Origin of the sequence: Aeromonas rivipollensis (genome assembly GCF_037811135.1) — a bacterium.
Classification (GTDB): Bacteria; Pseudomonadota; Gammaproteobacteria; order Enterobacterales; family Aeromonadaceae; genus Aeromonas; species Aeromonas rivipollensis.
In genome coordinates, this window is record NZ_CP149130.1 from 4,425,001 (window position 1) to 4,446,949 (window position 21,949).

The following is a 21,949-nucleotide window of genomic DNA, read 5'->3' on the forward strand; positions in this document are numbered from 1 at the left end:
TGCAAAAAATGGCACTTTTTGCAGTTTGGTGGTTCAAGCGCCTATTTATCAAACAAAACGCCCCGCATAAGCGGGGGCGTCAACGAGCAGGGGTGCGGATTTGCTACCTTTTTGACCAGAATTCCCGGGCAAAGGCGCGTACCTTTTCCCAATCGGTGAATTCGACGTCCTTGCTGGTATCCGTACTGCCGCCGGTGATCGTCATGATCAGCTGGATGATGTGGGTCTGCCACCAGTTGTAGCGGGAATATCGCAGTGCGCCGGCAAATACCCCCAGCGTCTTCGGCTTCCACGGCGAGAGACGCAGAAACTTCTTCATATAGGCATTGGTCTGCGGTGTCTGCTTCTCCGGCTTGCGCGCCGTCAGGTTGACACAGAAGAAGGCTGCGTTGGCCACTTCCAGCTGTTCATGGTGTGCATGTATAAAGCTGAGCAGGCTGGGGTGGAAGTTGCCATAGCGGATGGAGGCGCCGATCAATACCTTGGCATACTTGCTGAGATTGCACATCGGCAGGGTGTGCAGATCCTGCATCACCACTTCGCATCCTGATATCTCCTCCAGCATGACATCCACAATTTTCCGCGTTTGCCCGTCCCGGGAAGAATAAAGCACCAAAATCTTGTCCATACCAACCTCAACTACGCCAGAATGCAGGAGTAAACAGTACCAGAAGTGTGAATATTTCCAATCGACCAAACAGCATGGCAACCACCAGGATCCACTGTGCCGTCGCCGAGATATTGCCAAAGTTGCTGGAAACCTCACCCAACCCGGGCCCCACGTTGGTGAAGGCGGCCGCCACCGCAGTGAACGCTGTCACCTCGTTCAACCCTGTCATCAGCAACAACAGCATGAAGATGAAGAACAGGATGATGTAGGTGGCGAAGTAACCCCACACCGCCTCGACGATCCGCTCCGGCACCGCGCGCCGCCCCAGCTTCAGGGTATAGATGGCCCGTGGGTGCACCAGTCGCTTGAGCTCGCGCATCCCCTGCAGGAACAGGATCATGAAGCGCATCACCTTGATGCCGCCCCCCGTGCTGCCGGCACAACAGCCAATAAAGGCCGAGAACATCAGCAACATGGGCAGGAAGGAGGGCCAGTCGGCATAGCTGGTCGTGCTGTAACCCGTGGTCGTGCCAAGGGAGACCGCCTGGAACAGGCCGTGGTTGAGCGCCTCCTGCCAGGTGGCGTAGTGACCATGGAACAGCAGGGAGACGAAGCAGATCAGCACCAGCACGCCCTGGATGGCCAGGAACACCTTCAATTCGGAGTCCCGCAGATAGCTGCTCAACCGCACGGGCTTGTGGGCGAACACCATGAAATGCAGGGCGAAGTTGACGCTGGCCAGCAGCAGGAACAGCACGGTGATCAGGTTGATGACCGGGCTGTTGAAGAAACCTATGCTGGCATCGTGGGTCGAGAAGCCTCCCACCGACAAGGTGGAGAAGGAGTGGCAGATGGCATCGAACAGCGTCATCCCCGCCATCCAGTACGCCAGGGCACAGAGGGTGGTCAGCAACAGGTAGATGAACCAGAGTGCCTTGGCCGTCTCTGCGATGCGCGGGGTCACCTTGTTGTCCTTGACCGGCCCCGGGATCTCGGCGCGATAGAGCTGCATGCCCCCGATACCCAGCAACGGCAGAACGGCCACGGCCAGCACTATGATCCCCATGCCCCCCAGCCATTGCAGCAGCTGGCGGTAGAACAGAAACGCCTTGGGCAGATCGTCCAGCCCGGTCAGCACTGTCGCACCTGTGGTCGTCAAGCCGGAGAATGATTCGAAGAAGGCCTCTGAGACCGACATATTCGGCACGTCGCTGATGATGAAGGGGACGGCCCCTACGCTGCCCAGCACCACCCAGAACAGCACCACTATGAGGAAGCCTTCCTTGGATCTGAGGTCTTTCTTCTGATGGCGATTGGGGAACCAGAGCAGGGTACCGAGCAGGAGGGCGATGAAGAAGGAGTTCACAAACTCGGCACCGCCACCATCGCGATACCCAAAAGCGACTATCGCTGGCAGCAACATGGTCGAGCTGAACAGCGCAACCAGCAGACCAACGATACGAATGATGCTCAGAATCTGCATTCCGGCTCCCCCTTCAGGCTAAAAGAGCGGTGGATTCTAGCCATCTAAGGGGCGAAGAGATACCCGGCCGTGGGTTCGATCTGTCATTTCCTGATCCACCTGACTCCAGATGGCCGCATCCCAGGCCACCTGAAGACGGACCTGCTGACCATAATCGGCGGCCAGCAACTGACCCTGATGGGCCGAGATCAGAGCTTCCACCGCCCCCATGTCGCCATAGTCGCAGCAGATCAGGGAAGGGGTTTGCTGGCGCTTGATGCGGGTCTCGAGCCGTTTGAGTGCAGCCCCCACCCCGCCGCCATAGGCCTTGACCAGACCGCCGGTTCCGAGCAGGACGCCACCGTAGTAACGCACCACCACGGCCGCGACCTCGCCAATGCCAGCCCCCATCAGCTGGGCCAGCATGGGCTTGCCCGCAGTGCCAGAGGGTTCACCGTCATCGCTGAAGCCATAGACCTGACTGTCTTGCGGAGCCCCGGCGACGAAGGCCCAGCAATGGTGCCGGGCCGTCGGGTGCTGCCGCTTCACCTCGCCGATCCAGGCCTTGGCGGCCTCGACCGTCGGCGCATGGGCTATCAGGGTGATGAAGCGACTCTTCTTGATCTCCTCGCAAAGCTCCAGCGGCGCGGCCGGTATGGCATAGTCTGCGGCCATCAGAGCCCTGCTTGCCTGGTGAGGTTCTCCACCCCGTCCCCATGCAGGACGACGTTGTCCTCGATCCGGATGCCGCCGAACGGACGCAGCGCCTCGACCTTGTTCCAGTTGACCCGCTTGCCCTGCTCGCTCTGACGCAGCGGCTCCAGCAGACTGTCGATGAAGTAGAGGCCGGGTTCTATGGTGAACACCTGCCCCACCTCCATCACCCGGGTGCAGCGCAGGTAGGGAAACTGTTCGGGCGCCGCCAGGTGGGTACCCCGCTCATCCTGCATGAAGCCACCGGCATCGTGCACCTGCAGACCGAGGAAGTGCCCCAGGCCATGGGGGAAGAACACATTGGTGACACCGGTGTGGATCATCTCGTCAACCGACATGTCCACCAGCTCGGTAGCCTGCAGCAAGCGCGCCAGTCTGTGGTGCATCTGCAGATGCAGCTCGCTGTAACGGCGACCGGGTTTGATCTCCGCGATGATCTCCTGCTGCTGCACATCCAGCGCCGCGATGAGATCGGCAAACTCGCCCCGGCGCCAGGCCCAGGTGCGGGTAATGTCGGAGGCATAGCCGTGATAATCCGCCCCAGCATCGATCAGGAAGGAGTGGCGCTCCGCATCCGGCACACGCTGGGTCGACAGATGGGTGTAATGGAGGATGGCCGCGTTGCGGTTGATGGCGACGATATTGCCATAGGGTGCCTCATTGGCCCCCTGCCCGACCGCCTTCATGTAGGCCAGGTTGATCTCGAACTCGCTCGCCCCCGCCATGAAGGAGTCCTTGGCCGCGATGTGGCCACGCACCCCGAGTCGATTCGCCGCCCGCAGACACTCCAGCTCATAGGGCGTCTTGTAGGCACGGTGGTAGTGCAGGTAATTGAGCACCGCCTCCGGATTGGGCTGCCCCAATCCCACCAGCTGGGCCACTTCCAGATGGCCGCCCAGATAGGCCCACTCCTGCTTGTCGGCTGGCAAGTGATCCGCCACCTGCTCCGGCTTGGTCAGGAAGCGGATGTCGAAGAAGTCGACCCAGAAGGCATTGGGCAGGTCCGCCACCTTGTGCCAGAAATCCACCGGCCGGTAGAACAGCAGCACCGGTTTGTTCACGCCGTCCACCAGCAGCCAGCAGTGAGGATTGTCCAGTACCGGCAACCAGGCCTTGAAGTGAGGATTGACCTTGAAGGGGTAATCCTGATCGTCGAGGAAGATGCGGTGGGTCTGGCCGGAGTGGATGGCCAGTCCGCTGAGCCCCTGTTGTTGCAGAATGTCGCGGGTGCGCTGCTGCAGGGTGTCGAGGTGCTGGGCAAAAAGTTGGCTGTAGCTGCTCATGGCGTCCTGCTCCGAGGTGAATGTGATAGCAGCATAACACCAAGCTCGGGGCGGCTCGACCCGTCAAGCTGCCGCTTCGTGAGGTAACGCATACGTTACAAAGTGTTTGTTATCAACAGAAAACCAACCATTAACAAATCAAAAACAATTCAATACACTGCCGGTAGACAGTAGATATCAGCAGTCAGGAACGATTCATGCAAAACCTTTGTCTGTGGACACCGGATCAGGACAGGATGCAGCACTCCAACCTCCATAGGTTCATGGCCGAGGTCAACCACTTCCACGGCCTGCAACTGCGCAGCTACACCGACCTCTATCAATGGTCGGTGGAGAAGACCACCCGTTTCTGGCCGCTGGTGTGGCAGCACTGCGGCGTCAAGGGAGAACTGGGCGACATAGTGGCGGAGAACCGCCAGGAGATGCAGCGTGCTCGCTGGTTCCCCGACAGCCGGCTCAACTTCGCCGAGAACCTGTTGCGCCGCCAGGACGAGAGCCCGGCCATCATCTCCCGTCTCGAAGGGGGCGAGAGCCAGACCCTGAGCTGGCATGAGCTCGGCGATCAGGTTGCCCGACTGGCCCAGTGGCTGCGCAGCCAGGGCATAGGCCGTGGCGACGTGGTCGCCGCCTACCTGCCCAACATACCGCACACAGTGGTCGCCATGCTGGCCGCCACCAGCCTGGGCGCTATCTGGACTTCCACCAGTCCCGACTTCGGTGAAGCCAGCGTGGTGGAGCGCTTCGGCCAGACCCGGCCCCGGGTACTGTTCGCGGTGGATGGCTACCGCTATGGCGGCAAGGCCATCGACATTCAGGCCAAGGTCGCCAGCGTGGTGAGCCAGTTAGACAGCATAGAGCAGACGGTGATGATCCCCCTGCTGGGCAACCCCTTGCAGCTCGGTCACGACTGGCATCAGGTGCTGGCGAGCCAGCCCGGGGCCCAGCTCGCCTTCGAGTCCATGGCCTTCAACGACCCGCTCTACATCCTCTACTCCTCCGGCACTACCGGCAAACCCAAGTGCATAGTCCACGGCATAGGCGGCACCCTGTTGCAGCACCTGAAAGAGCACCAGCTGCACTGCGACATCAAGCCGGGGGAACGGGTGTTCTACTTCACCACCTGTGGCTGGATGATGTGGAACTGGCTGGTGAGCGCCCTCGCCTCCGGCGCCACCCTGGTGCTCTATGACGGCTCCCCCTTCTACCCGGACGGCAACGCGCTCTGGGATCTCGCCCGGGATGAAGAGGTCTCACTCTTTGGTACCTCCGCCAAGTATCTGGATGCCCTGCACAAGCAGGGTTATACCCCCATCACCACCCACCAGCTGCCAGCCCTGCGGCTTATCTGCAGCACCGGATCTGTGCTCTCGCCGGAGGGGTTTGACTATGTCTATCAGGGGATCAAACAGGATGTGCAGCTGAGCTCCATCTCCGGCGGCACCGACATCTGCTCCTGCTTCGTCATCGGCAACCCCTTGAGCCCCGTCTATCGCGGCGAGAGCCAGGGCCGCGGCCTTGGCCTCGCGGTGCAGGTGTTCAACGAGGCCGGCCAACCGGTACAGGGGGAGAAGGGAGAGCTGGTCTGCACCAAGCCCTTCCCGGCCCAGCCCATCTACTTCTGGGGCGACGAGAACGGCGACAAGTACCACGCCGCCTACTTCGAGCGGTTCGACAACATCTGGTGCCACGGGGACTGGATAGAGCTGACCCCGACCGGCGGCATCCTCTTCTACGGCCGATCCGATGCTACCCTCAACCCGGGGGGCGTGCGCATCGGCACCAGCGAAATCTACCGCTACGTGGAGCAGCTGGACGAGGTGGAGGAGAGCATCGTCATAGGCCAGCAGTGGCAGCAGGACGAGCGGGTGGTGCTCTTCGTCAAGCTCAAGCCCGGCCTGAAACTGGACGAGCCCCTGCGCGAGCGCATTCGCCAGCAAGTAAGGCAGCACAGCACCGCCCGCCACGTGCCCGCCCGCATACTGCAGGTGGATGCAATCCCCCGCACCAAGTCCGGCAAGATAGTCGAGCTGGCGGTGCGGGAGGTGGTGCACAACAGGCCGGTCAACAACACCCATGCCCTCGCCGATCCCGAGGTGCTGAATCAGTATCGCAACAGGCCCGAGCTGGCCAGTTGATAAAGGACTCATATCAAGAGCAGGCGCCACAAGGCGCCTCTCTTTTGCCCGTTTTGTGATGAGGAGCTTTTACTTGATAACTGTTAAACAAATGTTTTAAATAGGTGTTGAAAATGTCTCCTTTTGGATCAATAGTGAGCCTCGCCCCCTGCTGGGGAGAAAGGAGCAAAGCCCCCCACCGCGTGGGAACAAGGAGACACTCTCATGATCTACCAAGGCGAAACCCTGTCGGTCAGCTACCTCGAACACGGCATTGCCGAGCTGAGGTTTGATGCCCCGGGTTCAGTCAACAAGCTGGATCGCGCTACCCTGCTCTCGCTGAGCGAAGCGATCGCCGCATTAAAACAAGAACGTGAACTAAAAGGTCTGATCCTCACCTCCGGCAAAGACGCCTTTATCGTCGGCGCCGACATCACCGAATTCCTGGAACTGTTCGATCTGCCGCAAGAAGATCTGCTCGGCTGGCTGAAAAAGGCCAACGACATCTTCAGCGCCATCGAAGATCTGCCGGTGCCGACCCTGTCCGCCATCAAGGGCCACGCCCTGGGCGGCGGCTGCGAGACCATACTCTCCACCGATTTCCGTCTGGCCGACACCACCGCCAAGATCGGCCTGCCCGAGACCAAACTCGGCATCATGCCGGGCTTTGGCGGCACAGTCCGTCTGCCGCGCCTGATCGGTGCCGACAACGCGCTCGAGTGGATCACCACCGGCAAGGATTACCGTGCCGATGATGCCCTCAAGGTAGGCGCCATCGACGCCGTGGTCGCCCCCGCTGCACTGCAGAGCGCCGCCGTACAGATGATGAAAGACGCCATCGCGGGCAAGCTGGACTGGCAGAGCCGTCGCGCCGCCAAGAAGGCCCCGCTGCGTCTCTCCAAGCTGGAAGCCATGATGAGCTTCACCACCGCCGCCGGCATGGTTGCCGCCGTGGCGGGCAAGCACTATCCGGCGCCCATGACCGCAGTCAAAACCGTCGAGGCCGCCGCCGGCATGAGCCGCGACGAGGCGCTCAACGTCGAGGCGCAAGGTTTCATCAAGCTGGCCAAGACCGACGTGGCCAAGGCGCTGGTCGGCATCTTCCTCAACGATCAGCACATCAAGGCGCTGGCCAAGAAGGCGGCCAAGCAGGCTGCCAAGGCCACCAGCCACGCCGCCGTACTGGGTGCCGGCATCATGGGGGGCGGCATCGCCTACCAGTCTGCCAGCAAGGGCATTCCGGCGGTGATGAAGGATATCAACGAGAAGGCGCTGGCACTTGGCATGGGCGAAGCCACCAAGCTGCTCAACGGCCAGCTCGAGAAGGGCCGCATCGACGGCATCAAGATGGGCCAGGTGCTCTCCGCCATCACCCCTACCCTGAGCTACGACAGCGTGAAGGGCGTGGATCTGGTGGTCGAAGCCGTGGTCGAGAACCCGAAAGTGAAGGCCGCCGTGCTGGGCGAAGTGGAAGCCGTTATCGGTGACGACGCCGTGCTCGCCAGCAACACCTCCACCATTCCCATCTCCCTGCTGGCCAAGGGGCTGAAGCGCCCCGAGAACTTCTGCGGCATGCACTTCTTCAACCCGGTGCACCGCATGCCCCTGGTGGAGATCATCCGCGGCGAGCAGACCAGCGATGACACCATAAACCGCGTGGTGGCCTACGCCGCCGCCATGGGCAAGTCCCCGGTGGTGGTCAACGACTGCCCGGGCTTCTTCGTCAACCGCGTGCTCTTCCCCTACTTCTTCGGCTTCAACAAGCTGGTCGCCGATGGCGCCGACTTTGCCGCCGTCGACAAGGTGATGGAGAAAGAGTTCGGCTGGCCCATGGGCCCCGCCTATCTGCTGGACGTGGTCGGCATCGACACCGGCCACCACGCCGGTGACGTGATGGCGCAGGGCTTCCCGGCGCGCATGAGCAAGGAAGGCCGTACCGCCATCGACGTGATGTACGAAGTGAGCCGCTTCGGTCAGAAGAATGGCAAGGGCTTCTACGCCTACGAGCAGGACAAGAAGGGCAAACCGAAGAAGGTAGCCGATGTGGCCGCTTACGAGCTGCTGGCCCCCATTGCCAAGCCGAAACAGGATTTCGACAAGGACGCCATCATCGCCCGCATGATGATCCCGATGATCAACGAGGTGGTGCTCTGTCTGGAAGAGGGCATAGTCGCCACGCCGGCCGAAGCCGACATAGCGCTGGTCTACGGCCTGGGCTTCCCTCCCTTCCGCGGCGGCGTATTCCGCTATCTGGACACCATTGGCCTGGATCGCTACGTGGCCATGGCCGACCAGTATGCCGACTTGGGCCCGCTCTACCGCGTCAGCGACAAGCTGCGTGAGATGGCCGCCCAGGGCCAAACCTTCTACTGATTGCGGAAAGGAGATCCATTCATGAAAGACGTAGTCATTGTCGACTGTATCCGGACCCCCATGGGCCGGTCCAAGGGCGGCGCCTTCCGCAACGTGCGTGCAGAAGATCTGTCCGCGCACCTGATGAGCTCCATCCTGTTGCGCAACCCCAACCTCGACCCTAACGAGATCGAGGACATCTACTGGGGCTGCGTGCAGCAGACCCTGGAGCAGGGCTTCAACATAGCCCGCAACGCCGCCCTGCTGGCCGGTATTCCGAAGCAGGTCGGCGCCGTCACCGTCAACCGTCTGTGCGGATCCTCCATGCAGGCGCTGCATGACGCCTCCCGCGCCATTCAGGTGGGTGATGGGGACATCTTCATCATCGGCGGGGTCGAGCACATGGGCCACGTGCCCATGAGCCACGGGGTGGACTTCCACCCCGGCATGGCCAAGTCGGTGGCGAAAGCCTCCGGCATGATGGGGCTGACCGCCGAGATGCTGGGCAAGCTGTACGGCATCAGCCGTCAGCAGCAGGACGAGTTTGCCGCCCGCTCCCACCGCCGCGCCTATGCCGCGACCGTGGAAGGACGCTTTGCCAGGGAGATCGTCGGGCTGGAAGGCCACGACGCCAGCGGCGCCCGCTTCTTCTACGACTACGACGAGGTGATCCGCCCGGAGACCACGGTCGATACCCTGAGCCAGCTGCGCCCTGTGTTCGACCCGGTCAACGGCACTGTCACCGCCGGCACCTCCTCGGCCCTGTCCGACGGCGCCGCCGCCATGCTGGTGATGAGCGCGGATCGCGCCAAGGCGCTGGGCCTCACCCCCCGTGCCCGGGTGCGCGCCATGGCCATCGCCGGCTGTGACGCCGCCATCATGGGTTACGGCCCTGTGCCGGCCACCCAGAAGGCGCTCAAGCGTGCCGGTCTGACCGTGGGCGACATCGATCTGTTCGAGCTGAACGAGGCCTTCGCCGCCCAGTCCCTACCCTGCGTCAAGGATCTGGGGCTGCAGGATCTGGTGGACGAGAAGGTGAACCTGAACGGCGGCGCCATCGCCCTGGGCCACCCCCTCGGCTGCTCCGGTGCCCGTATCTCCACCACCCTGATCAACCTGATGGAAGAGAAGGATGCCACCCTGGGGGTCGCCACCATGTGCATCGGCCTGGGCCAGGGCATAGCCACTGTGTTCGAGCGGGTGTGATCTAAGCGGCTCACACCAAGCGTGAGCCTGCATTGTCATTTTGGGGTCGGCCCGTCCGGCCCATTGTCGAGTCTGTGGAGCGCGCCACACGGGGTGCGCTCCTGCCGTCGGAATCTGCGTGTTGGCCGGCCCGTTTGGGTCGGCCTTTTTTATTCCGTTATCCCGATCAGGGCCGATTCGGGGGCTATATTGCCCATAACTTCACATTAGAGGGGGGCCTTGCTTGCTTTTTGCTCCCCCGACAGGTTCAATCTGCACAAAAAAATGGGTGGATGCACATACATATGTCAACGAGCAAACAACTGCTTATCGTCGACGACGATCAGGAGATCCGCGAGCTGCTCAACGAATACCTGACCCGGGCGGGTTTTCAGGTACTGACGGCGGCCGAGGGCAACGAGATGCGCCAGCAACTCGCCCTGCACAGCCCGGACCTTATCATTCTCGATATCATGATGCCCGGCGACGACGGCTTTACCCTGTGCCAGCAGATCCGTCGCGACTCCCAGGTGCCCATCATCATGCTGACCGCTGCCTCCGATGAGGCGGATCGGGTGATCGGCCTCGAACTCGGTGCCGACGACTACATCGCCAAGCCGTTCAGCCCGCGCGAGCTGCAGGCCCGCATCAAGGCGCTGCTGCGCCGTGCCGAATTCCGCCAGCCGGAGAAAGAAAAAGAGCCGAGCCGCCGCCTGCGCTTCGCCGACTGGACCCTGGACACCTTGAGCCACCAGCTGACCCACGACGACGGCAGTCTGCTGGATCTCTCCGGCAGCGACGCCCTGCTGCTCGGCATGTTCCTGCAACAGCCCGGCGTGGTGCTGGACAGGGACACCATCTCCGATGCCACCCGGGGCCGCGAGAGCCTGCCCATGGAGCGCGGCATCGATGTGCAGATCAGCCGTCTGCGCCAGAAGCTGGGTGACAACGGCAAGAGCCCGCGCATCATCAAGACCATACGCGGCAGCGGCTATATGCTGATCGCGGAAGTGTACGAGATCCCGTGAAAGATGAAAGGCAAACAACGCGGCTCCGCCCTGGCGACGGCATGCTGACTGACAAGAGGCACGAGATCCCATGAGAGGTCGGCGATTCTGGCAGGCACTGGTACCCCGCTCCCTGCTGTCGCGGATGCTGCTGCTGTTGCTGCTCGCCATCCTGCTCTCCCAGACCATACTCACCGGCATCTGGATGCAGCAGATCCAGAAACGGGAGCTGGAGGGCATGCTCAGCACCACCCGCAACCTGGCGCTCTCCGCCGCCTCCACCGTCAACTTCTTCAAGTCTCTGCCGCTGCAGTACCGCCACATCGCCCTGGACCAGCTGCGCAACATGGGAGGCAGCCGCTTCTTCGTCTCCCTGAATGAAGAAGAGATCCACATCAGCGCCATCCCGGACAGCGAGCGCAAGACGCTGGTGCTGAAGGAGGTGCAGGAGGTGCTGACCCGCAAGCTCTCCGACGCCATGGCCATCAAGGTGGACTTCTCGCGGCCCGAGGAGCTGCACGTCTTCAACAACGACACCCTGCTGGCAGACCTGCCCTCCTCCTGGGCCCGCTACACCCTGTCGCTGGAGCCCATCAATCCGCCGGTGCTGGTGACCCAGATCGAGATAGAGCCGGGTGAGTGGCTCTATCTGGCGGCCCTGCTGCCAGCCCCCTACATGACGCTGGATGACACCGTCATGCCGAGCAACCAGGTGCGCTTCATCGCCCTGATGACTGTCTTCCTCTGCTTCTTCACCTTCATGCTGGTGCGCTGGCAGACCCGGCCCCTGCGCCGCCTCGCCAAGGCGGCGGTCAACCTTGGCAAGGACATCGACCAGCCCTCCCTCAAGGAGGAGGGTGCCTCAGAGATAGTGGCGGCGACCCGCGCCTTCAACATCATGCAGCAGCGCATCCGCCGCTTCATAGACGATCGGGAGCGGCTGTTCAGCTCCATCTCCCACGATCTCAAGACCCCCATCACCCGGCTGCGGCTGCGGGTCGAGCTGCTCGACGACGAAGCCCAGATAGCCAAGTTCAACAAGGATCTGGACGAGCTGGAGCTGATGGTGAAGGGGGCGCTGCAGACGGTGAAAGAGACCGACATTCACGAGAACCTCGAGCTCATCGACATCAATGCCCTGCTGGAGCAGATGGCGGAGGCCATGAACCTGCATGAGGATCTGCTCACCATAGAGGGGCACTGCAAGTGGCCCTATCGCGGCAAGCTGCTGGCCCTCAAGCGCTGCATCGGCAACCTGGTGGACAACGGCATCAAGTACGGCCGCCGGGTGCGCGTCATCCTGATGGATGACGAGGAGATGCTGATCCTCTTCATCATGGACGAGGGTCCCGGCCTGCCGGAGGATCAGTTCGAGCGCATCTTCGAGCCCTACTACCGCCTCAGTACGGATTCCTCCGGAACCGGGCTGGGTCTTGGCATAGCCCGCAACATAGCCCACGCCCACGGCGGCGATCTGGTGCTGGAAAATCGCCCCCAGGGCGGCCTGCAGGCCACCCTCTCCCTACCAAGGCAGTAAAGCTTATGAAGTGGTTGTCGTTCTCTGTCATCGCCCTGCTGTCTCTGCCCGTCGGCGCCTCCCAGCGCGTCGGGATGCTGCACGGATGGCGTGCGGTCGGCACCGGCCACTCTCCTTCAATCAAGGCAGTCACAGTATGAAGTTGTTCCCGTTTGCCATTGTCGCCCTGCTCTCCCTGCCCGTCGCAGCCTCCCAGGTGGAGGTGTTGCACTGGTGGACATCCGGCGGCGAGGCCAAGGCGGTGGAAGTGCTCAAGTCGGAATGGGCCGAGCAGGGCAACCAGTGGAACGACTTCGCGGTGCAGGGCGGCGGCGGCAAGAGCGCCATGACGGTGCTGAAAAGCCGGGCGCTGGCGGCCAATCCGCCGGAGGCGGCGCACCTCAAGGGCTATGAGCTGCACGAGTGGGCCAGCCTGGGTTTCCTGCGCGACCTCAGCCCCATGGCCGATCACCTGGGCTGGTACCCGCAACTCTCACCCATGGTCCGTGACACCCTCAGCCAGAACGGCGCCCTGATGGCAGTGCCCACCGGCATCCACAGGGTCAACTGGCTGTGGCTCAACCGCAAGCTGTTCGAGCGGCTGGGGCTGACGCCCCCCACCGACTGGGCCCAGTTCGTGGCGGTGGCGGAGCAGCTCAAGGCGCAGGGCGTCACCCCGCTGGCCATCGGCAACGAGCCCTGGCAGCTGGCGGTACTGTTCGAGACGGTGGCACTCGGTGAAGGGGGCAAGGCCTTCTATCGCAAGGCCTTCCTGGAGCAGGACAGCGCCACCCTGACCGGCCCCGACATGGTGCGGGTGCTGACCCGCTTCCAGCAGCTGCGCGCCTATGTGCCGGAAAAATACGCCGGCCTGAAGTGGCACCAGGCCACCAACCTGCTGGAGAGCGGCGGCGCCGCCATGCAGATCATGGGGGACTGGGTGAAGGGGGAGCTGAGCGCCGGCAACTACAGACCCGGAGAGGACATCGACTGCCTGCCAAGCCCGGGAAGCCAAGGCCTCTTCAGCTACAACCTGGACTCCATCGCCATGTTCAAGCAGCGGGATCCGGCCCAGCTGCAAGCCCAGGGCGAGCTGGCCCGCCTGCTGATGACGCCACGGTTCCAGGAGGAGTTCAACCGGGTGAAGGGCTCAATCCCAGCCCTCACCCAGCCTGACATGAGCAAGTTCGATCGCTGCGCCATCCGCTCCTACCATGACTTCCAGCGGGCGGAGCGGGACGGCAACCTGCTGCCCAGCATGGCGGAGGGCATGGCCGTGCCGACCAACATGCGCCAGGGGATCATGGATGTGCTGAGCAGCTTCTTCAACGACCCCAGGGCCAATCCCGAGCAGACGGCGCAGCAGCTGGAGCGGGCCATGCGCTCGACCCGCTCCGGCGCGGAACAGAAATGACAAAGGCGGACATCGTCCGCCTTTGTGGGTGAATCGTCATCCGATTCAGGATTGATCGTTCTCGTCCTCATCCTCGTCGTAGTAGTCGCTGAGCTCGATCCAGAGCCCCAGCCCTATCATCACCATGGACCCGAACCAGGTGCCGGTGTTTCCGATCGGGCTGCCCAGCACTATCATGGCGAACGACAGGAACCCCATGCCTGCGTAGGCTTGCAATCTGCCGTAGGAGACCTGCATATTCACACCTCCTTGTTGAATATGGTTCAATTTTTATATTACTCATCGGGCAAGGTCTGGATAGAGCAGGATCACACTTTGGTTACATATGCTGCTCGAAGACCCTGAGATTTGATTATTTTTTCGCCTTGAGTATCATTGGCAGCTGAATTGGTTGAAGGTTGATTATTGATGAGTGCTTTATTCTGCGACGCAACTCATGAGTTGGACGCAATCGGGCTTCGTTTCCCCGAACCCGTGACGATAGCGCGCAAGAAGGTGCGGCTGAAGGTTGATTATTCATGAGTACTTTATTCTGCAATGCGACTCACGAGTTGGACGCAATCGGGCTTCGTTGCCCCGAGCCTGTGATGATGGTGCGCAAGAAAGTGCGGCTGATGGCCGAAGGCGAGACCCTGCTGGTCAGTGCCGACGACCCTTCCACCACCCGCGACATCCCGAGTTTCTGCCGCTTCATGGATCACACCCTGATCGCCAGCGAGACAGAGCAGGCCCCCTATCGCTATCTGATCCGCAAGGGTCAATAAGCCCCCCCTCCCCAGGAGCGCACCATGACGATTACCCGAATCGGCACCACGGCCCGCTGGTCTGATGTTGTCATCCACAACGGCACCCTCTACGTGGTGGAAGTCCCCGCCACCGACGAGGCCGACATTCACCAGCAGACCCGCGAAGTGCTGACCAGCCTGCAACGCCTGCTGGAAGCCAACGGTTCCGGGGTCGACAAGATCCTGATGGCCAACATCTATCTCAAGGACATTGGCGACATAGCCGCCTTCAACGCCCAGTGGGACGCCTGGATACCGGCCGGTACAGCGCCCGTTCGCGCCTGCGTGCAGGCCCGCCTGGCCCACGAAGGCTACAAGGTGGAAGTGCAGCTGACCGCGGCGGTCTGAGTCGCCCGCCCAGCCTGAGATAGCAAAAGGCCCCGCCATCACTGGCGGGGCCTTTTCGTTACCACAAACCAGGCGACTTAGGCAGTCGGGGTCAGGGTAATGGTCACCCGACGGTTCTGGGCCTTGCCTTCGGCGGTGCTGTTGGTGGCAACCGGCTGATCCGGGCCCACACCGCTGGTGGAGATGCGGCTGCCGGTCACGCCCTGACCTATCAACTGGGCGGCGACGGCATCGGCGCGCTGGGCGGAGAGCTTCATGTTCAGCTCGCGGGAGCCGGTGCTGTCGGTGTGACCGACCACGTTCAGGCGGGTCTTGTCGAACTCGGCCACCACCATGGCCACGCCGGACAGGGTGTTGGCACCGGCGGCTTTGAGCTGGGCGCTGGAGCTGTCGAAGGTGACGTTGTTCGGCATGTTGAGGATCAGCTGGTCGCCGTTGCGGGTCACGCTGACGCCGGTGCCCTGCAGCTTCTCGCGCAGCTTGGCTTCCTGCACGTCCATGTAGTAACCGATACCGCCGCCCAGGGCGGCGCCAGCGGCCACGCCGGTCAGTATGCCCTTCTTACGATCACCCTTGCTGGAGGAGAGCGCGCCCACGGCAGCGCCGGTGGCGGCACCGGCCAGTGCGCCCCAGGCACCCTTGGAGGTCTGGGATTCACCGGTATAGGGGTTGGTGGTGCAGCCAGTGATGGCGATGGTCAGGGCAAGTGCAGGAACCAGTTTCTTGAAATGCATGAAAAAACCTCTGAAAAAGAACGACTCTAGCCGATGGCCGCGCATTCTAACCCAGAGAGGCGCCAGAGTGTGACGCGCGCATTGCGGATATGAACAAGGGGGCCAAAGCCCCCCTGTGTCATGCCGTGAACGGCATGAGTACTGCCTGCCCGGGCAGGCCGGACATCAATATTTGATGTCACGCGCCTCGTCACGCCCTTCCTGCTTGTTGTCGCGATGCTCCTGACGGCAATCGGCATTGCCCACCAGGCCTTCGCGGCACTCCTGCTTGGCGTCGCGGGATTCCTGACGGGTATCCTGACGCACATCGCGCGCCTCGCGGCGCTCCTGGGCCTGTTTGGTTGCCTGTGCAGGCAGGGCAGCCAACAAGGCGGTGGCTGCAAGCAGCGCGAATACGGTCTTCTTCATGGTGGCTCCTTGGCTAAATGAAATACACCGGCTTGGGATGTCTGAATTATACACTGGGGTCAAGATCACCGCGGGACGGGCCCGGCATGGCGACCCGACAGGGAGGCCGCTTGTCGGGATCAATATTTGACGTCGCGAGCCTCGTCGCGGTTCTCTTGCTTGTTGTCGCGGTTGTCCTGACGGCAATCGGCATTGCCGACCAGGCCCTCACGGCACTCCTGCTTGGCGTCACGGGATTCCTGACGACCGTCCTGGCGGATGTCGCGGGCGTCCTGGCGCTGCTCACCCTGATTGGTGGCTTGAGCCGGCACGGCGGCGAACAGGGTGCAGGCGGTCAGCAGGACGGCGCTCAGGCGGGATACGGAAATAGTCATAAGGACTCCAATGTAAGTTAATGCGGCAACCTGGTTCGGCTGCCGTCATGGAAGATGGGGCCGGCGAGCCCCTGCTCTCGAATCAATATTTGATATCGCGAGCCGCGTCGCGCGCCTCTTGCTTGTTGTGGCGGTGTTCCTGTCGGCAGTCGGCGTTACCCAGGAACTCCTCCTGGCGGCAATCCCGCTTCTGTTCGCGGGACTCCTGACGGACATCCTGACGCAGATCCCGAGCCTGTCGGCGCTGCTGGGCTTGTTCGGTTGCCTGGGCCGGCAGGGCCACCGACAGGGTACAGCCGACCAGCAAGGCTGACAGCAAGGCGCTGCGAGCCGAGTGAGGAGTTGAAAAGTTCATAACGAGGCTCCCTGGTTGATCGAGCTGAGGTCTGTGGTACTGGATCAGTATTTGACGTCGCGGGACTTCTCACGCACGTCCTGTTTCACTTCACGCTTGTCCTGACGGCACTCGTAGTTGTCCTTATTGTTGGCCTGACGACAATCTACCTTGGCCTCATGGATCTCGGGACGGACTTCCTGACGCACGTCGCGGGCATCCTGGCGATCGGCCGCCTGGGCGGGCAGGGTCGCCAGCAGGGAGCAACCCGCCAGGATCAGGGTGCCGAGGGTGCGGTGACGAAATGAATTCAGTGACATGGGACTGCCTCGTTGATGGGGACTTCGATTTGGATACAGCAATCTTGAACAGGAATGACTGTATCCCGGCTGTACCAGGCGCCGAAAAGCGGGCCCCAGGCCCCGCTGGCAGGGGGCCTGTCGGCGCGGGCTTCGAGATGATCGTTCACCAGGCCCAGGGCCCGCATGGCGGCGCGGCAGAGGAGGCTGCCGGCCAAGGTGAAACCGAGTCGCTGGAGCGCCTTCACCCTGGCGTCAGATCCTGGCGAGATGGTCGCTGCCTTCAAGGCCAGAAAGGAAGAAGGGAGGCTGTGGCCTCCCTTCTTGTTCCGCTCCCGATTTAGCCTTGCTGGCAGGCGGCGTGACAGGGGCAGGTCACCAGATGATCGTTCACCATGCCCACCGCCTGCATGAAGGCGTAGCAGATGGTGCTGCCGACGAACGTAAAACCCAGCTTCTTGAGCGCCTTGGCCATGGCATCAGACTCTGGCGAGGTGGCGGGAATATCGCCGTTGCCCTGGCGCTGATTGACCACGGGGGCGCCGCCGACGAAGCCCCACAGATAATCGACAAAGTCGACGCCTTCGGCCTCCAGCGCCAGATAGGCGCGAGCGTTTTTGATGATCGACTGCACCTTGAGCCGGTTGCGGATGATGCCGGTATCCTGCATCAGCCGCTCCACGTCCTGTTCGTCGAACTGCGCAATGCGTACCGGATCGAAGTCCGCATAGGCGCGGTAATAGCTGTCGGTGCGCTTCAAAATGGTGATCCAGGAGAGCCCCGCCTGCTGGCCATCGAGGCAGAGCTTGGCAAACAGCTCGCGGGAGTCGCGCACCGGCCGCCCCCACTGATTGTCATGGTATTCGATATATTCCGGGTCCTTGGTCACCCAGGCGCAGCGCAGTTCCATTCCTCGTCTCCTGTTATTTTTCTCTGTCCGACTCTCTGTCCGACAAGGGGATTTCATCGGCGATATGACGGTGCTTCCATCCCGGGCCAACCAGGCCCGGCGTAGCCCCGCCCCATGAATCCCCTACAATTTCGCCTATTATCCGACCATGCCAGACGGTATACTCCTTCGGTTCACATTCAGCAAATCTTGCTCTGATTTCACTTCGCGCGAAAAACACTATGCAAAAATTCGATGTCAAAACCTTTCAGGGCCTGATCCTGCAGCTGCAGGACTATTGGTCCCGCCAGGGCTGTACCATCATTCAGCCGCTGGATATGGAAGTGGGTGCCGGTACCTCCCACCCCATGACCTGCCTGCGCGCCCTGGGCCCGGAGCCCATCGCCTGCGCCTACGTGCAACCGTCCCGCCGTCCCACCGACGGCCGCTACGGTGAGAACCCGAACCGCCTGCAGCACTATTACCAGTTCCAGGTGATCATCAAGCCGTCCCCCGACAACATCCAGGAACTCTACCTCGGCTCCCTGAAAGAGCTGGGCATGGATCCCGAGATCCACGACATCCGCTTCGTGGAAGACAACTGGGAAAACCCGACTCTGGGTGCCTGGGGTCTGGGCTGGGAAGTCTGGCTCAACGGCATGGAAGTGACTCAATTCACCTACTTCCAGCAGGTTGGCGGCCTCGAGTGCAAGCCGGTCACCGGCGAGATCACCTATGGTCTCGAGCGTCTGGCCATGTACATCCAGGGCGTGGACAGCGTCTATGACCTGGTCTGGTCCGATGGCCCCCTGGGCAAGACCACCTACGGCGACGTCTTCCACCAGAACGAGGTGGAGCAATCTACCTACAACTTCGAGCACGCCGATGTGGACTTCCTGTTCCACTGCTTCGAGCAGTACGAGAAGGAAGCCCAGCACCTGCTGGCACTGGAAAAACCACTGCCCCTGCCCGCCTATGAGCGCATCCTCAAGGCCGCGCACTCCTTCAACCTGCTGGATGCCCGCAAGGCCATCTCGGTCACCGAGCGTCAGCGCTACATCCTGCGCATTCGCACCCTGACCAAGGCCGTGGCCGAGGCTTACTACGCCTCCCGCGAGGCGCTGGGCTTCCCCATGTGTCAGCGCACTGAGAACAAGCAAGGTTAAGGAACGGACATGGCACAACATACATTTCTGGTAGAGATCGGCACCGCCGAGCTGCCACCCAAGGCGCTGCGCTCCCTGGCCGAAGCCTTTGCCGATAACTTCAAAGCCGAGCTGACCAAGGCCGATCTGGCCTTCGGCGACGTCGAATGGTTCGCCTCACCGCGCCGTCTGGCGCTGAAGGTGAGCAACCTGGCCGGCGAGCAGCCGAGCAAGAGCGTCGAGAAGCGCGGCCCGGCCGTGTCCCAGGCGTTCGATGCCGATGGCAAGCCGACCAAGGCCGCCGAAGGCTGGGCCCGTGGCAACGGCATCACGGTGGAACAGGCCGAGCGTCTGGTCACCGACAAGGGGGAGTGGCTGGTTCACACCGCCAAGGTCGAAGGTCGTCCGGCGCGCGAGCTGCTGGGTGAACTGGTTAGCCAGGCTCTGGCCAAGCTGCCCATCCCCAAGATGATGCGCTGGGGCGACAAGAGCATCCAGTTCGTGCGTCCGGTCTTCACCGTGACCCTGCTGCTGGATGGCGAGCTGGTTCTTGCTCACATTCTGGGTATCGACTCTGCCCGCACCCTGCGCGGTCACCGCTTTATGGGCGAGAGCGAGATCACCATCGACAACGCCAGCCAGTACCCGCAGATCCTGCTGGAGCGCGGCATGGTGATGGCCGATTTTATGGCCCGCAAGGCCAAGATCAAGGCTGACGTCGAAGCGGCCGCGGCCGCCTTCGGTGGGGTCGCCGATCTGGACGATGCCCTGCTGGAAGAAGTCACCGCCCTGGTCGAATGGCCGGTGGTGCTGACCGCCAACTTCGAAGAGAAGTTCCTGGCCGTGCCGGCCGAGGCGCTGGTGCACACCATGAAGGGCGACCAGAAGTACTTCCCGGTCTACGACAAGAGCGGCAAGCTGCTGCCGAAGTTCATCTTCGTCACCAACATAGAGTCCAAGGACCCGAGCCAGATCATCAGCGGCAACGAGAAGGTGGTTCGCCCCCGTCTGTCTGACGCCGAGTTCTTCTTCAAGACCGATCTGAAGCAGACCCTGGCCTCCCGCCTGCCGCGCCTCGAGACAGTGCTGTTCCAGCAGCAGCTCGGCACCGTCAAGGCCAAGGTCGAGCGCATCGAGACCGTCGCCGGCTTTATCGCCGAGCGCATCGGCGCCGACGTGGCTCAGGCCAAGCGCGCCGGCCTGCTCTCCAAGTGCGACCTCATGACCAACATGGTCGGCGAGTTCGCCAGCACCCAGGGTGTCATGGGGATGCACTACGCCCGTCACGACGGCGAAGACGAAGTGGTGGCCGTGGCCCTGAACGAGCAGTACATGCCGCGCTTCGCCGGTGATGCCCTGCCGTCCGCTCTGGAAGCCTGCGCCGTGGCGCTGGCGGACAAGCTCGACACCCTGGCCGGCATCTTCGGCATCGGCATGCTGCCCAAAGGCGACAAGGATCCCTTCGCCCTGCGCCGCGCCGCCATCGGTGCCCTGCGCATCATGACCGAGAAGCAGCTGGACCTGGATCTGGTTGAACTGGTGGAAGAAGCGGTACGCGTCTACGGCGACAAGCTGACCAACAAGACCGTCGTCACCGACGTGGTCGACTTCATGCTGGGCCGCTTCCGCGCCGCCTATCAGGACGAAGGCATAGGTGCCGATGTGGTGCTGGCCGTACTGGCCCGCCGCCCGACCCGTCCGCTGGACTTCGATCGCCGCGTCAAGGCCGTCAGCCACTTCCGCAGTCTGGATGCCGCCCTGGCCCTGGCCGCCGCCAACAAGCGCGTGAGCAACATTCTGGCCAAGGTCGAAGGCGAACTGCCGACTGTCGTCAAACCGGAACTGTTGCAGGATGCCGCCGAGAAAGCTCTGGCCACCCAGGTTGCAGCACTGCAATCCGAGCTGGCGCCGCTGTTCGCCGCCGGTGACTATCAGGCCGCCCTCACCCGTCTGGCCGCCCTGCGCGAGCCGGTCGATACCTTCTTCAACGAAGTCATGGTGATGGCCGACGACGAGGCCCTCAAGGCCAACCGTCTGGCGCTGCTGAACAACCTGCGCAACCTGTTCCTGCAAGTGGCGGATATCTCCCTGCTGCAGTGATATTGGTTGGGTTGAGTGAAATTAAAAACGGCGCCGTTAAGGCGCCGTTTTTAATCGAAAAAGATTTACCACATAATATTTCTCTCTAAGCAACCTTGATCGCATCATACAATATATATATAGCAGCCAATTGGAACAGCCTTGCTTTATCCCTTCTCTCTTCAATTGATTCAATACTCTCATCATTAGAGAATGAATTCCCATGCGCTATAGAATGACGAATCTTGTTCGTTTCATCCAAAAACTCACTCCATAATGTCCTAGCTTGATATTTCTTTGGAGATAGTTTTAAACGTATACTACTGGTTTCACAAGGATATTCTTTTAATTTTTTTCTTGTATGCCAAGACATAACCCTCAGTAATTGCTGCAATTTTGCCCTGGCACTAAATGCCTCGTCAAAAATAGACTCATGAAGGTGTTTGAATATATCTTTTACACCAAATCTTTCAAAAACAGTTTTTATTGAATCTGGCTTAGGGTTTCTGTTCTTATCAAATATAAATGGGGTATCACATACTTTTATATCTTGACTTTTTTCTAAATCAGAGATCATATCATTAATTATGACATTGTAATTTGCAAAAACACTCTCATCAAATCCAATAAATTTTTTACAATAAGTTCTTTTTACCGCTGCGGGCATATCCTTAAATTTTACCTGACAATTTAAATCTCTTATTGCACACTTTGTTAATCCCTTCACAAAGCCCTCTAGATGAGCAACTATTAGTAATGAAGATGACCTACATAAAACATCGTACAGCTCTTCTTTACTCTGAGCTTGCGCATTCCTGGCCTCATTTATAAGCAGATCCACTTCACACCATTGCTCATCCAACTGATTCAAGAATTCATATGCAAATGTGGACATAT

General features: G+C 61.1%; 23 protein-coding genes. 10 read left to right on the plus strand and 13 right to left on the minus strand.

Annotation, left to right across the window (positions count from 1 at the left end):
- Positions 1-103 precede the first annotated feature (103 nt).
- Genes hemG through pepQ form a run of 4 tightly spaced genes read right to left on the minus strand, consistent with a single transcriptional unit; the run spans position 104 to position 4,069 of the window.
- Positions 104-628, minus strand: coding sequence for a menaquinone-dependent protoporphyrinogen IX dehydrogenase (gene hemG, locus WIR04_RS20320; RefSeq protein ID WP_338889369.1), 525 nt, complete (start codon positions 626-628; stop codon positions 104-106).
- Positions 629-635: 7 nt separating this feature from the next.
- Complete coding sequence (locus WIR04_RS20325; RefSeq protein WP_338889371.1) at positions 636-2,093, minus strand: TrkH family potassium uptake protein; 1,458 nt, start codon at positions 2,091-2,093, stop codon at positions 636-638.
- Positions 2,094-2,129: 36 nt separating this feature from the next.
- Complete coding sequence (locus tag WIR04_RS20330) at positions 2,130-2,747, minus strand: YigZ family protein (protein ID WP_338889373.1); 618 nt, start codon at positions 2,745-2,747, stop codon at positions 2,130-2,132.
- Positions 2,747-4,069: a Xaa-Pro dipeptidase gene (gene pepQ / locus WIR04_RS20335; protein WP_338889375.1), complete on the minus strand. Its 1,323-nt coding sequence runs from the start codon at positions 4,067-4,069 to the stop codon at positions 2,747-2,749. The genes WIR04_RS20330 and pepQ overlap by 1 nt, the downstream gene beginning before the upstream one ends.
- Positions 4,070-4,266: 197 nt before the next feature.
- On the opposite strand from pepQ, the gene WIR04_RS20340 reads away from it, so the two are divergent.
- The 6 genes from WIR04_RS20340 (at position 4,267) to WIR04_RS20365 (ending at position 13,657) form a co-directional block, all read left to right on the plus strand.
- Complete coding sequence (locus WIR04_RS20340; protein ID WP_338889378.1) at positions 4,267-6,204, plus strand: acetoacetate--CoA ligase; 1,938 nt, start codon at positions 4,267-4,269, stop codon at positions 6,202-6,204.
- A 204-nt stretch (positions 6,205-6,408) separates the two neighbouring features.
- Complete coding sequence (gene fadB / locus WIR04_RS20345) at positions 6,409-8,556, plus strand: fatty acid oxidation complex subunit alpha FadB (protein ID WP_338889380.1); 2,148 nt, start codon at positions 6,409-6,411, stop codon at positions 8,554-8,556.
- Between the two features lie 21 nt (positions 8,557-8,577).
- A complete protein-coding gene (fadA, locus tag WIR04_RS20350; protein ID WP_420883439.1) occupies positions 8,578-9,741 on the plus strand; it encodes an acetyl-CoA C-acyltransferase FadA in 1,164 nt (387 codons plus the stop codon).
- A 284-nt stretch (positions 9,742-10,025) separates the two neighbouring features.
- Positions 10,026-10,748 carry a response regulator transcription factor gene (locus WIR04_RS20355; protein WP_338889385.1) on the plus strand — a complete coding sequence of 241 codons (723 nt, stop codon included), beginning with the start codon at positions 10,026-10,028 and terminating at the stop codon, positions 10,746-10,748.
- Between the two features lie 70 nt (positions 10,749-10,818).
- Complete coding sequence (locus WIR04_RS20360; RefSeq protein WP_307766467.1) at positions 10,819-12,264, plus strand: ATP-binding protein; 1,446 nt, start codon at positions 10,819-10,821, stop codon at positions 12,262-12,264.
- A 136-nt stretch (positions 12,265-12,400) separates the two neighbouring features.
- Positions 12,401-13,657, plus strand: a complete 1,257-nt coding sequence (locus WIR04_RS20365; RefSeq protein WP_338889389.1) for an ABC transporter substrate-binding protein — start codon at positions 12,401-12,403, stop codon at positions 13,655-13,657.
- Positions 13,658-13,702: 45 nt separating this feature from the next.
- Here WIR04_RS20365 and WIR04_RS20370 read toward each other — a convergent pair whose 3' ends face one another.
- The gene (locus WIR04_RS20370) at positions 13,703-13,894 is read right to left on the minus strand and encodes a hypothetical protein (protein ID WP_025328793.1); all 192 of its coding nucleotides are present in this window, start codon (positions 13,892-13,894) and stop codon (positions 13,703-13,705) included.
- 281 nt (positions 13,895-14,175) lie between these two features.
- Here WIR04_RS20370 and tusA point away from each other — a divergent pair, with 281 nt between their 5' ends.
- Both tusA and WIR04_RS20385 read left to right on the plus strand, forming a co-directional pair.
- Entirely contained in the window at positions 14,176-14,421 is a 246-nt protein-coding gene (tusA, locus tag WIR04_RS20380) for a sulfurtransferase TusA (protein WP_025328794.1), read from the plus strand.
- A gap of 24 nt (positions 14,422-14,445) precedes the next feature.
- Positions 14,446-14,790, plus strand: coding sequence for a RidA family protein (locus tag WIR04_RS20385; RefSeq protein ID WP_106885435.1), 345 nt, complete (start codon positions 14,446-14,448; stop codon positions 14,788-14,790).
- Between the two features lie 77 nt (positions 14,791-14,867).
- Here WIR04_RS20385 and WIR04_RS20390 read toward each other — a convergent pair whose 3' ends face one another.
- The 7 genes from WIR04_RS20390 to WIR04_RS20420 form a co-directional block, all read right to left on the minus strand.
- Complete coding sequence (locus tag WIR04_RS20390; RefSeq protein WP_338889398.1) at positions 14,868-15,524, minus strand: OmpA family lipoprotein; 657 nt, start codon at positions 15,522-15,524, stop codon at positions 14,868-14,870.
- A gap of 165 nt (positions 15,525-15,689) precedes the next feature.
- Positions 15,690-15,932 (minus strand): hypothetical protein, encoded by a 243-nt coding sequence (locus WIR04_RS20395; protein WP_005323913.1) that lies wholly within the window; start codon positions 15,930-15,932, stop codon positions 15,690-15,692.
- Between the two features lie 119 nt (positions 15,933-16,051).
- The gene (locus WIR04_RS20400) at positions 16,052-16,306 is read right to left on the minus strand and encodes a hypothetical protein (RefSeq protein WP_307766464.1); all 255 of its coding nucleotides are present in this window, start codon (positions 16,304-16,306) and stop codon (positions 16,052-16,054) included.
- A gap of 82 nt (positions 16,307-16,388) precedes the next feature.
- Positions 16,389-16,661, minus strand: coding sequence for a hypothetical protein (locus tag WIR04_RS20405; protein ID WP_338889402.1), 273 nt, complete (start codon positions 16,659-16,661; stop codon positions 16,389-16,391).
- Between the two features lie 44 nt (positions 16,662-16,705).
- Positions 16,706-16,960, minus strand: a complete 255-nt coding sequence (locus WIR04_RS20410) for a hypothetical protein (protein WP_202048031.1) — start codon at positions 16,958-16,960, stop codon at positions 16,706-16,708.
- Entirely contained in the window at positions 16,951-17,187 is a 237-nt protein-coding gene (locus WIR04_RS20965) for a hypothetical protein (protein WP_420883440.1), read from the minus strand. Before WIR04_RS20965 ends, WIR04_RS20410 begins: the two co-directional genes overlap by 10 nt.
- A 92-nt stretch (positions 17,188-17,279) precedes the next feature.
- The gene (locus WIR04_RS20420) at positions 17,280-17,849 is read right to left on the minus strand and encodes a DNA-3-methyladenine glycosylase I (protein WP_338889406.1); all 570 of its coding nucleotides are present in this window, start codon (positions 17,847-17,849) and stop codon (positions 17,280-17,282) included.
- 221 nt (positions 17,850-18,070) lie between these two features.
- On the opposite strand from WIR04_RS20420, the gene glyQ reads away from it, so the two are divergent.
- Together glyQ and glyS are read left to right on the plus strand one after the other, a co-directional pair.
- Positions 18,071-18,994, plus strand: coding sequence for a glycine--tRNA ligase subunit alpha (gene glyQ, locus WIR04_RS20425; RefSeq protein WP_025328800.1), 924 nt, complete (start codon positions 18,071-18,073; stop codon positions 18,992-18,994).
- 9 nt (positions 18,995-19,003) lie between these two features.
- The gene (gene glyS, locus WIR04_RS20430; protein ID WP_338889409.1) at positions 19,004-21,073 is read left to right on the plus strand and encodes a glycine--tRNA ligase subunit beta; all 2,070 of its coding nucleotides are present in this window, start codon (positions 19,004-19,006) and stop codon (positions 21,071-21,073) included.
- 85 nt (positions 21,074-21,158) lie between these two features.
- On the opposite strand, the gene WIR04_RS20435 is transcribed toward glyS, so the two are convergent.
- On the minus strand, positions 21,159-21,947 hold the full coding sequence (locus WIR04_RS20435; protein WP_289981181.1) for a HEPN domain-containing protein: 789 nt from the start codon (positions 21,945-21,947) through the stop codon (positions 21,159-21,161).
- Between the last annotated feature and the right edge of the window lie 2 nt (positions 21,948-21,949).